Annotated in this window: 8 protein-coding genes; all 8 read right to left on the reverse strand. The window is 39.3% G+C overall.

Features of this window, described 5'->3' with window-relative positions:
* Positions 1–4 precede the first annotated feature (4 nt).
* The 8 genes from IPM34_05035 to IPM34_05070 all read right to left on the reverse strand — a co-directional run bounded on the left by IPM34_05035 (position 5) and on the right by IPM34_05070 (position 11,668).
* Complete coding sequence (locus IPM34_05035; GenBank protein MBK8954907.1) at positions 5–577, reverse strand: SIS domain-containing protein; 573 nt, start codon at positions 575–577, stop codon at positions 5–7.
* Complete coding sequence (locus tag IPM34_05040; GenBank protein MBK8954908.1) at positions 574–1,713, reverse strand: glycosyltransferase; 1,140 nt, start codon at positions 1,711–1,713, stop codon at positions 574–576. Before IPM34_05040 ends, IPM34_05035 begins: the two co-directional genes overlap by 4 nt.
* A 1-nt stretch (position 1,714) precedes the next feature.
* Positions 1,715–2,653, reverse strand: coding sequence for a glycosyltransferase (locus tag IPM34_05045; GenBank protein MBK8954909.1), 939 nt, complete (start codon positions 2,651–2,653; stop codon positions 1,715–1,717).
* A gap of 47 nt (positions 2,654–2,700) precedes the next feature.
* Complete coding sequence (locus tag IPM34_05050) at positions 2,701–3,234, reverse strand: DUF4199 domain-containing protein (protein MBK8954910.1); 534 nt, start codon at positions 3,232–3,234, stop codon at positions 2,701–2,703.
* Between the two features lie 74 nt (positions 3,235–3,308).
* Positions 3,309–4,592, reverse strand: a complete 1,284-nt coding sequence (locus IPM34_05055) for a hypothetical protein (GenBank protein MBK8954911.1) — start codon at positions 4,590–4,592, stop codon at positions 3,309–3,311.
* Positions 4,593–4,595: 3 nt separating this feature from the next.
* Positions 4,596–6,623 (reverse strand): BatA domain-containing protein, encoded by a 2,028-nt coding sequence (locus tag IPM34_05060; GenBank protein MBK8954912.1) that lies wholly within the window; start codon positions 6,621–6,623, stop codon positions 4,596–4,598.
* 64 nt (positions 6,624–6,687) lie between these two features.
* Entirely contained in the window at positions 6,688–8,214 is a 1,527-nt protein-coding gene (locus IPM34_05065; GenBank protein ID MBK8954913.1) for a right-handed parallel beta-helix repeat-containing protein, read from the reverse strand.
* A gap of 121 nt (positions 8,215–8,335) precedes the next feature.
* Positions 8,336–11,668: an AAA family ATPase gene (locus IPM34_05070; GenBank protein ID MBK8954914.1), complete on the reverse strand. Its 3,333-nt coding sequence runs from the start codon at positions 11,666–11,668 to the stop codon at positions 8,336–8,338.
* Positions 11,669–11,797: the final 129 nt, after the last annotated feature.

Consider the following 11,797-nt stretch of genomic DNA (forward strand, 5'->3'; position numbering starts at 1 on the left):
ATCATCAAGAAAGATTTTCTTCGACGAGTTCGCAGAGTATATGTCCAATCAATATATGAGATTCCTGTATCCTTGGAGTTGAATCAGATGGAACTCCAATCCAATATGTAGAAGCCGATTTTATAAGTCCGCCATTTTTGCCGGTAAGCCCTACACAGATCATCCCTTTGGAATTGGCAGCATTCATGGCAAGCACTACATTATTGGATTGGCCGGAAGTACTCAATCCAACAAGAATGTCTCCAGGTTTTCCAATCCCTGCAATGTATCTTTCGTATACCCGATCGTATCCATAATCATTGGCAACCGCAGTTAGATAAGAACTGTTGCAATGCAAGGCTTCTGCTGAATAAGCCGGCCTCTCTTTATAGAATCTTCCGGTAAGTTCGGCTGCAATGTGTTGTGCATCTGCTGCACTTCCTCCGTTCCCGCAAAAATAAATGCGGTGTCCTCGCTCCAGAGCCTGGCTCATTGAATTTGAGATCTGTAACAGAGTTGCCAACAGGGTTTCATCTTTCAGCATATTGGTTTTAACATCAGCAGATGCTTGTATGATTTCCTGAATCCTGTGAATCATGTTTGCTTTGACAATTTTGATAAACCAACTATTTCCTCTGCAAAATTAGCCCAGCTTAACTTCTTTTTTTCTTTATTTAGAAAGTCTCTAAATTTCCCGGCATCAGATGAAAAGAATTTTTGTATCGCTTCTGCAATTGAATCGGGGTTGGGTTCACAAACAAAGCCGGCCTTTCCATCCGGAACCAAATTGGCCAATGCACCTACTCTGGTTACTATCATGGGTTTTTCAAAATAATAGGCCAATGGGGTCACACCGCTTTGAGAAGCGGTCCGGTAAGGCTGAACGACGAGGTCACATGCACAAAAGAAATATTTGACTTGATCTTCCGGAATGAAATCTGAGAAAATTCTGACTTTTTCTTTCATCCCATATTTATTTATGAATTCATCATAACTTTCTCTGGCATCGTAGAATTCTCCGGCGATGACCAAACTGTAATTATCTAAACCCTTAAGGTGTTTGGCAAAGGACTCTAATAAAAGATCCAGTCCTTTATACTTCCGGATGAATCCAAAAAACAGCAATACTTTTTCATCTTTTTGAATTCCCAGATGTTCTCGCGCGATTTGCTTAGAAACCGGAGGACCAAAAACATCATATAAAGGATGATCAATGAGTACACTTTTAGCTCTAGGTTTGAAGGATTTTAACTCTTTATCGACCGTATCACTCATGCAAATAAACCAGTCCGAAACTTTTAAGAAATATTGAGTGAGCCAACGATCTCCAATTCTTTTTTCGTGTGGAATGATATTATCAGTGATGCAGATTATTTTTGAAAGATTGTTTTTCCTGATGATCCTCAGAATAGTTCCAAGACATGGTGCCATAAAAGGAATCCAATATCGGGTAAGTACAATTTCCGCATTTTCCTTTTTGATCCTATGGCCAATTCTGATCCAGTTTAAGGGATTCATGCTGTTTATTACCACATGAATTTTCAAATCTAAAGGTTTGGCTGTGTTTGCGTATTGGGTTTTTCCTGGAAATAAAAAATCAGGATACTGCAGTGAAAACGTGTAAATTTCAACAGACCAGCCCATGCTTTGAAATTCCCTGGCCAGGCGTTCATCAAAAGTCGCCAATCCTCCGCGAAGAGGGTGTGCCGGACCAATCAAAATGATTTTTGGCATTTCAGGAAATCTGATTGCTGATCAGGTAATGATTCCGTTCACTGGCATTGCGTGTAACCAGTTCGGCAAGGAAACCTGTAAAAAACATTTGTGAACCAATGATCATGGAAACCAGCGCAATAAAAAATGCAGGCCTTTGGGTCATTCCTACATGTCCGAAGGCGAGTTTGGTAAATGAGAGATAAAAAACAAAACAAAATCCAATAAAAAAACAGACCAATCCAAATGCACCAAAAAAATGCATGGGTCTTTTTCCGAATTTTCCAATAAAGAGGATGGTGGCCAAATCCAAAAATCCATTTACAAACCGGCTCATTCCAAATTTTGAATAACCGTATTTGCGAGCCCTGTGCTGTACAACCTTTTCTCCAATTTTTTTGAAGCCTGCTGATTTGGCGATGACCGGAATATACCGATGCATTTCTCCATAGATTTCGATAGATTTAATCACATCCTTGCGATATGCTTTAATTCCACAGTTCATATCGTGAAGTTTGACACCACTCATCCAGCCGGATACCGTGTTGTAAAATTTTGAAGGCAGATTTTTAGATAAAGCATGATCATGTCTGACTTTTTTCCAACCTGAAACGAGGTCAAATCCGTTTCTGGTGATCATGAAATACAATTCTTTTATTTCTTCCGGACTATCCTGAAGATCGGCATCCATAGTTATGACAACATTTCCTTCGCATTTTTGGAAACCTGTATGCAGTGCAGCAGATTTACCATAGTTTCTCTGGAACTGAATGGCTTTAAAATTTGGATAATTTACATTTATTTTTTTCATGACATCCCAACTTCTGTCAATACTTCCATCGTCAATGAACCAGACCTCATACTCGAGGTTCAATGGTTGCAAGGTTTTGAAAATCCAATCGGACAATTCCATGATGGATTCTTCTTCGTTGTATGCGGGTATGATGATCGATAAATCCATTTCTTTTTTTTAGGATGCTGCAGAAAATTAAAACGTTATTCGATCTGTCAGTATTTTGTAAATATTGTGGAGGGATCTTTCCTCTTTACGATCAATGCTATGAGGCAGGAGATGAAAAAATAGAAAACGATGGCCCCAAAAAACACCAACAAATATTGCCCCGGACTGGCGAAATCCTGGGTCTCTAATTTTTCAAGTTCCGCTTCTGCAGCTGCATCGCCAATCCAACCTCTCATTCTTTCAATCATTTTTACGGCCTCTTCTTTTTGCTTTTCCTGGAGTCCGGGATCAATAAATTTATACATGATCCAGGTAAATGGTATGCTTAGCAAACTGGATACAATTGAAGTCAACCAAATCGGAGTAAGCGATTGTTTCCAGCTGATGAATCCTCCAAGATCATTTCGTTTTGAAACGCCAGACTGATACATCATGTAAAGCCCGAAAAGAAAAAGTAAAATATTGCCGGCTACATTTTCGAGCATACCAACCAGATACAAAACCAAAATAGTTGCAATACTGATTGCCCCCCATATCAATCCATTTTTTATGGGTGTTTTATGATTTTCGTAATTGAACATATTCGATGATTTTATAGTTATGAAAATTAGGTCAGTTGATGATAAATATGATCCCAATTGCAATCATAAATTTATCATGATTGCGTCATTTCATTATAAAAATTTCCATTTGAATAGACGCCAAGTATTTTTCCCTTTAAATCTCTGTTTTTTAACGGACTGTTTTTGGAAATAGATCTCAGGTTTGAATCCATAAAACGAACCGTTTCCGCCGGATCAAACCAGGTGAGACTGCATTCGGAGCCTGTTTCAATGGGAGGATTGGGAAGATTTAAAATTGAACTTAAAGCATTGACTGTTTTGTCAATCCAGAGATCCAAACCAATTTCATCCATTAAATATGTACAATATGCACTAAAACAGGTTTGCAAACTGATCGCCCCAAAAGCTGAGGATTGGAATTCGAGGTCTTTGCTTTCGGGATCCCATGGACTGTGATCGCTTACAATGCAGTCTATGACACCCTCTTGTAAAGCCTTCACCAAAGCTTTTCGGTCGTCTTTGTTGCGCAAAGGTGGATTCAATTTCAAATTTACATTAAAATTTAAAAGATCTTCCGTATCAAAAATAAGATTGAATATAGAGACAGATGCAAACAAACCACTCCTTTGCTTTTTTGCATTTTTGATTATGCGGACCGCATCTGCGCTTGAAATTTTATGGATCATCAGCCTGGATTGGGCATATTCCAGCAAAGATATATCCCGGTGAATGCGCGACGATTCAGCCAGTGAAGGAATACCCATAAGTCCCAGATGGGTGCTTACATGGCCTTCGTGAATTTGGCCAAGACCTGCAATGGATTTATCCAGACTTTGGTTGATCAGCAAACTTTGGGGAATCAGTTTTAAATATTCCAATGCTCGAATCAGAAGTCCGCTGTTTTGTATGGATTGAGAACCATCCGAGAACGCAAGTGCCCCGGCTTCGTGCATTTGCAAAAGTTCGGCCATTTCTTCACCCTGGCATTGTTTGCTTACGGCACCAATGGGCAAAATAGTTACCGGGAGTTCTTTAGATTTATTCAGTATAAAATTAACTTCAGATTTGGATTGAATGCATGGAGATGTGTTTGGGAAAATAAATAGCTTTGAATATCCACCATAAATAGCAGCATCTGCCAGCGTGCTCAAAGTTTCGCGATGCTCAAATCCAGGTTCTCCTGATAAGCAACCCAAATCAATCCACGATTTGGAAATGCAACTTCCGGCTTTTGATAATTGAACTGCATTTCTTGGTTTGGAAATATTGCTGCTGATATCGCTTATCTTTCCATCCTTAATAAGTACATCTCTGGTTCTGGAATGATGCTTTCCACCCGGATCGATTATTTTGACATTTTTAAATAAATACTCCATAGATCATCTTGTCTTCCAAAAACGTAGTAAAAGGGATTCTATAAATATAAATATCAGGGAAGCTAAAACCAGCCACCACCAAAACATCACACCCGCTTGTTCTGCTTTAACCTGGTTGTAAATTTGTTCTCCGGATCCGGGCGAAAGAATGGTTGCAACGGAGTTATACTTTGCTTCGAGCTCTTCGGTACTCAGGCATTTTAAATCCGATTCCTTTCTTGGATCATTGAAAGCCAGACAACCTAAGATCTGATTTCCCTTTTTCAGATCGTATACTCCTGCTTTTTTAATCTGATCGTAAAATTCCAATACCATTTTATTTCCACGCATTCTGATTGTTGGAATCAACTCTTCCGGGCCACTCAAAACCAAAGTGAGGTCGCCTTTATCAGCACTTGGCTGAGCAGGCCATTCCACAAAAGGATTAAAAGACAGGTCATAAGCATAGTCTTTTCGGATGTTTTGGTTGAATGCTACTTTAAACAACAACGGAATGAATAACTCTGCGTTTTTACTTAAATCGTTGATTTCAGGATTGTAAGGACTTGCAGAATAAAAGATATGGGCATTTCCGATTTTGTACCTGTTGAGATAAGGCGATCCATCTCTGTATGACATGATCGCATCCGACGGAATTCCACCTTGAAATGAGTAATTGCCCTTACTTTGAGGCAGTTTAAGATTTCCTGAAACCCGGGTGAACACATCCTGATAAACATCGGCTTCCATATTAATTTTACCTACTTGCCGTGCTACCTCCTGATAAGAACTCAGCTTTGGTAATTGCAATATTTCTGAAAGAGCAGCATAAGACTCAGCAGATGTTTTTTCTGAAGGGAAAATAAACAATTGAGTTCCATCGTCAAGAGCTTTGCTTAACTCTCTAGCGAATCCCGTGCTTATAAGAGGTAAGTCTGCCAAAATAATCAGTTTGTGCTCATCAAAAAGTGAATAATTGATCTGATCAACATTTAAAAGTTTCAGTTCAAAATAAGGTATCGATGCAATTACATTTTGAATACCGGAAGGAATGCGGTCTTTATAGATCAGTAAAATTTTATAACTGGTATCCGTCTGACAGGACATAAAATATTGATCATCGAATTGGATCGGATAATCTTTAATTTTAATACTTAATTTTTGCCAACCGGGATTGAGGATGTTCACAGGAAAGGTATCGATTGCATTTTTACCGCCTTCAATTCTCAAACCAGGCCCCGGATATTCCTGGCCGTTCAAATTTAATGTGGTTCTCAATCCTTCGATGATCGTTTCTCCATGATTGGTTACCTGAAAAATAATTTTGTTTTGAATGCCCGGAAGTAAGACCGGAGAAAGAAAATAAGCGGTGTCGATGCTGAGGTTATTTTCGTAAATGCTTTGCAGACTTACAAATTTTAATTTAAAATTTTTATCGAGTATTCCGGTATCGAGTTGGCAATTGATTTTTTGAAAATCTGATATCAGATAAAGCTCTCCTTCGGTAAAGCCTGCATTTTTTAAACATTGCAACTGACGGCTGATGACTTTATTAAGTGTTTGAAATGATGGCCCGGTTTTTATCTCTTCCAGTAGTGTTAATGCTTCCGATTTAGAAACGATTCTCTGATGCCTTCCTTCAAAATCGCTGCTCAATATCTGAAATCGGTCATTTTCCGAATAAGCTTCAATGATGTCCTTCGCATTTAAAAGGGCTTGTTGGATGAGTTTTCCCTCTTTGGTTTCTGCATCCATCGACCAGCTGTTGTCGATGTATATACTCAGATTTTTTATCGATTGAGTGGAATTTGCACTTTTTGGAACAGGTTGCGCAAACGCAAAAATAATTGCAGCTAATGCCAGCAATCTGCTGAACAATATTAATAAATTTCGCAACTTGTTGCGGGTAGATGTTTCATCAACAAGTTCACGCAATAAATGTACATTGGTAAAGTAAACTTTCTTGTAACGTCTGAAATAAAAAAGATGTATAGCTATGGGTACAGTTAGTAAAAGTAGAGCCCATAAAAAGCCAGGAAATACAAACTGCATGTGATTCTGTAATAACTTGGAGCAAAAGTAGTTAAAAATGTCCAGATTGGAGCGATCTGTTCAATCACTTCTGTTTTCTTGGAAATATTTTAACTCTTTCATAATGAAGCTTTTCGCTGCCAAATGCAACAATCGTATAAACTCCGTTTGCGTATTTGTTGAAATCAAACTCATAAGAACTGGATTCAGCATCCATGGCCAACTCCTGGTGGATCATTTCTCCAAAAGAATCATAGATCCTGATAAAAAACGGAAGGTTGGCCTGATTCCATAAAGTATATATTTTTTGATCCTGCAGATACAAACTGGACCAGTAGGTTTTAATTTTATTCGTTTGAGGACCTGCCTTGATATTTTTCAGCGATGGGAGAGTGCGTTGCATATATTCCAGTGCTCCAAGATCAGTGTGTAAGTCAAATTTTCTTGGATTGCCTTCAAAGTCGATATCAGGAATGTGTTCATCAATTCCAGCATTGATCGCCGGACTGTTTCCTTTAAGACGAAAGTTGAATTCATTTTTTTCGTGATCAGTTATTTCAAATTCTGGATGAGCAACCAAATCGTTCGTTCCCGGCTCTTTTGATGAAAAATTATAATAAAGGTTGTTTAGAAAACGACTTTCAACAGAATTTATAATTCTCGAAGCTGGTTTTGCTGAACTTGTATACAAAATGTTATTCGCGACTTGTATTGCTGTGGAATAGGAAATGGTGATCTCTGGAAATGCACAGGAATCGTTTTCCGAATTTTTATAAAAGGTATTGTGCATAATCGTGAATCCTACAGCATGTTCGACGTTAATACCTCCACCCCCATTGGTATACATCAGGTTGTTGTAAATGAAAGCATGCTTTGATGAATTCAGCAGATTGGATTTGCTGTATTCGAAATTCATCAACGGATTACATACCGGTCTTGAGTCTGACTTTGCAATGCTGTTTTTTTCAAAGACATTAGCCTGAACGTAGAGATGATAATTTGCCATAGATTGTGTTTCTACAGGTTTTGAAAATGCCAGCACTGCAATTCCACCTGGATCCGTTGCATTGTTGTAAAATTTATTATACGATAAAGTGATCATGTCGTAATTTTCCAAGGAGATGGCAGGGCCTTTAAAATTTTTAAAAAAGCAATTATAAACTTTTAAATGACTGCTGGGTTCCTGGTATGTTCCCCGGATGGAAATTCCGGTTTGCAGGATGCTGTCGGTATCTGCGATCCAATCATTTTTGACATCCAGCGTGAGTCCTTCAATACTTATATAGCGGGAAGAGGTCAAGTTCAGAACGCCTCTGGATCCTGAGTATAAGACAGGCTTATGATTCAGGTAATTTTTATAAACAATCCATTTTCCTTCTTCGCCATTTCGTTTTACTTCAAAAAGATAAGCTCCGGTGGTATAATAATCTCCTCTCATGATGTGCACGGTATCCCCGGGTCGGGCGAGTTCCTGAGCTTTTTCCAGTGTTTTCAAAGGTACAAACCAGTGATTTCCTTTATTCTGGTCACTGCCTTTTGTCGAAACGTAATAACTTCTTGAAAATGAGCTTAAACTGAGTAAAACGAAAAGCAAACCGTAACAATAGCGCATGAATTTGTGGTTAAAGGGACAAAGCTATAATAGGATGCCTGGATTCTTTAAAATGCTGCTTGAAGATTCTTTAATGAGGGATTAAATAAGATCAGAAGCAAAAGCATAATTAAAAAAAAACTTATGTGGATGATGGTTGAATGGATATCAATAAAGTGGGATCCAGATGGGTAAATTCGTTCATGAGGCTGGAGTAATGCGGAGAAGCAGAAAGTGCTTCCGGATGACCCAGTAAAATAATTTGCTCACGGGCTCTGGTCAAGGCTACATTGAGCTTTCGGTCAGCTCCCGAAGCATTTAAAGAACTGATCTGGGGCATTTGTCCCGTTTCTGTGATGACGGTCGATAACAAAATCACATCTCTGGCGCCTCCCTGATACCGTTCTGCTGTATCAATCGTGATTTGATTTTCGAGAAATTGAAGTTTTTGAGGCCATTGTTGTTTGATCATAGCGATCTGTGCCCGGAACGGGGTAATGACTCCAAGACTCATCTCATTCCAATCCAAACCGTTGCTTTCGTAAATGTTGTAGATCAGCTCAACCAACTTGCATACGATCAGAGCCTCATTTAAATTCGTTTTGGATCCGGTCGTACGCTCGACAAAATTGGTCGGTACAAATAAGGTCCTATTTTGGCTTAGTAGCTTCTGGATTCCATCTGTAACTTTTGGGAACAATTTCTCATAGGCTCTGATCTGCCTGTCTTCGGAGTTTTGAGGCAGAATTTCCAGTTGGCCGCTATAAAAGGTCTTGGCGGGAAACTTCATAATGTCCATATGCATCCTTCCCTGATAATTCAACATGGTGCAGGCCTGACTCCATTCGTTTTCTTTACATTGGTTGAATAGTCTCTCAAAAAAGGACATATCGAGCTGCCGCATTCCGAACTTTTGTAGTTCTGGCGATTGAATTTTTGATTCAATTTCGGTTTGAGTACTTACCGCAGGAAGTTGCATGTGATCGCCTATTAGTATAAATCTCCTGAATCGGGTGAGCAGGCCCATCAATTGCGGTTCGAGGATCTGGCTGGCTTCATCTACAATCAGGGTATCGAATTTTTTGAGTTCGAATATTTCTTTTTTTCCCTGAATGCTCGCTACGGTTGCCACAAAAACAGGCGTTTCAAGGATCAACCGGATGGTATCTGCCCTTCCGTTCAGAGATTTTAATTTTTCGTCGAGCAATTGAGATTTGAATTTTTCCTGGATGCTGTAACGAGATCCAATTCGGATGTAATCTTTTCCGGTAACTCGTTTAACCCATTCCAGAACTTCGCAAATTTCATCTACTGCCCTGTTGGTATAGGCCAGAAGCATGATATTTTCACCACATGAACTGACCATTGCTTCTGTTAAATAGCGGATCACCATACTGGTTTTGCCTGAGCCCGGCGGACCCCAAACCAAATGATAATCGCGGGTATTTAAAATTTTTCGCAATACAGGAATCAAAGCTGCGGGGGTTTCTTGATGCAGCGGAATCTGATTCTCCGTGGCGTTTTGCGGTTCGCGGATACCAAGCAGTAAATCTCTTTTCTCAGGTTGAGCTTGTGCCCAGTCCAAAAGACTTTGGTACTGGTTGATGAAAGACCTGTCGAGGAAGTCGTGTTCCATATTCCAGGACTTCCCCGATGAGATTAGTTTTTCTGGAAACTGACGCGTTCTTAAACGGATGCGATATTTTCCGGACTGTATTTCGATGAGTGTGGCTTTGAATATCTGACCTTCCAATGCAGAAGGTTGTTGATACAAGACCAGGGTATCGCCTTTTCTGAAATTTGCTACCGGGGATGTCCCGGATCTGGTTTCTACAAGGAGTATCGGATATTCATTCGGGTCTGTGACGATTTCGGTAATTTGTAAATCGGACAAAAGCATAAATTGGTTTTGTTTTTCCGCATCACTTAACAACCATAGCGAAGCTAAACCTTCAATATACTGTGTTTGAGATCTTCCCATTTTTGAAATCAATTGCTCTCTAGCAATGAATCCGGTGAATTCCTTCAAATATTCTTTTTCTGCAGTGTTTAATTGATTATACACAGATATAAATGTAAGCGCATCATTTCTGGTATAGGGCTCAGCATGCTTAAAATGTTTTATATCCAATACATCTGTCAAAAAATTATCATTTTTTGAATGAAATGCAAGGTGGAGCTGCATGGCTACTATAGAATTTCTTATGTCAATCAGTTGACTCTTGATTGCCGCTTGCATTTCTGCTTTTCGCAAAGGATTGATTGCCTGAGATGAATACAGCACGTAAGCTTCGATATCCTGATGGGCTTGATAAACCGAATTGATCAATAAATGATACAGCAAGGTTTGTGCGTAATGGTCAGGACTGATTCCAAATTTATTGACTGCATAGGGTTTTCCGCTTTTGAGTTCAACAATTACGGTTTCATTCAGGTCCTGATAAAAAACATCCAACCTTCCCTGAATGCCAAATTGAACTGAATAAAAGCTTGGTTCGAGAATACACTCTTCCAGGTTTTTTAATTTCTGATCGAAATAGTTGGTGATGACTTTTCGGATGTTTTGATAATGCAAATTGGCAGTTTCTGAGAAATTTCTGATTTGTTCATCACTCAGCAAGCAAAATGCCAATGGATTTTGGTAAAAAACATGATGAATCATTCCTGGAAGATCTCTGTCTGCCCTGATGATCATTTCATCCAGAAAATAATTGACCGCATTGCCCATTAAAGCATATACTCCCGTGGTCCTGTAGATATAAAACTGCAGCAGCAACTTGAGTGGATTGGACTCCTTTTCATGAAAGCAGGAAGCGATTGATGTGACATCCACTAAAAAATCGGGAACGAGCACTAAATCATGGACCGTCCAATGCGTTTGATTCTTTCGGAGCTGGTGGGCCCAGGCATCTATAGGGAATTTAAGCAACTGGATACATTGGAGCAAATGCTTATGTGGTTTAGGTCTTAAACAGTTTAAATCCAGCAATTGAATTGTATCCGGTTTCTGGTCTATTATGAATCGCAAGGCCTTTTGATCTTCCGTAAAATCCAGAAAACTGATTCTCACCGATGGATGGTATATCTGGCCGTCTTCTGATTTTAGATGATCCATTGAGCTTTGTCTGTACGCAGCTAATTCGTCGGGAATAGCTTGGCCTGACTCCAATTCCAAAAGGGCAAGCCAAATGGCGATACCCTGCTTAAACATCTGGTCTGATGGATGGTCTCCTTGCTCTCTTTTTTCTTTATACAGTAGGATTTGCTGAAATAGCTGATTGGATATCAGACTTTTGGAGAGTAAATATTGCAGTCGGCTTCTGATGGAACTGAATAAATGATTTTCATCCCTTGCCATTAATCTGATTTCTTCATGGATCCTATCATCGAGTTCATTGAGCTGTTCTTTGAAGTCTCCGGATTTGGACTTTAAAAACAACCGGACTAGGAGGAATGGGTCTGAAATGGAATTCATCAAGGGATTTTTGCTAAATTCAAAGGTAATCAGGTCCTCTTCACCCGAATGGCAGATTTGTTAAAATTGAGCCAATTCCCGAATTATCTTATTGAATGAACCAGCAATTTGATTTGCCGAATCGTTTCT

The sequence above is a fragment of the Saprospiraceae bacterium genome (genome assembly GCA_016716185.1).
Taxonomy (GTDB): Bacteria; Bacteroidota; Bacteroidia; order Chitinophagales; family Saprospiraceae; genus Vicinibacter.

Excerpts from the sequence above, each read along its gene's own strand:
- IPM34_05055 (MBK8954911.1), bottom strand. The coding sequence starts at position 4,592 with ATGGAGTATTTATTTAAAAATGTCAAAATAATCGATCCGGGTGGAAAG.
- IPM34_05035 (MBK8954907.1), bottom strand. The coding sequence starts at position 577 with ATGATTCACAGGATTCAGGAAATCATACAAGCATCTGCTGATGTTAAA.
- IPM34_05040 (MBK8954908.1), bottom strand. The coding sequence starts at position 1,713 with ATGCCAAAAATCATTTTGATTGGTCCGGCACACCCTCTTCGCGGAGGA.
- IPM34_05070 (MBK8954914.1), bottom strand. The coding sequence starts at position 11,668 with ATGAATTCCATTTCAGACCCATTCCTCCTAGTCCGGTTGTTTTTAAAG.
- IPM34_05050 (MBK8954910.1), bottom strand. The coding sequence starts at position 3,234 with ATGTTCAATTACGAAAATCATAAAACACCCATAAAAAATGGATTGATA.
- IPM34_05060 (MBK8954912.1), bottom strand. The coding sequence starts at position 6,623 with ATGCAGTTTGTATTTCCTGGCTTTTTATGGGCTCTACTTTTACTAACT.
- IPM34_05045 (MBK8954909.1), bottom strand. The coding sequence starts at position 2,653 with ATGGATTTATCGATCATCATACCCGCATACAACGAAGAAGAATCCATC.
- IPM34_05065 (MBK8954913.1), bottom strand. The coding sequence starts at position 8,214 with ATGCGCTATTGTTACGGTTTGCTTTTCGTTTTACTCAGTTTAAGCTCA.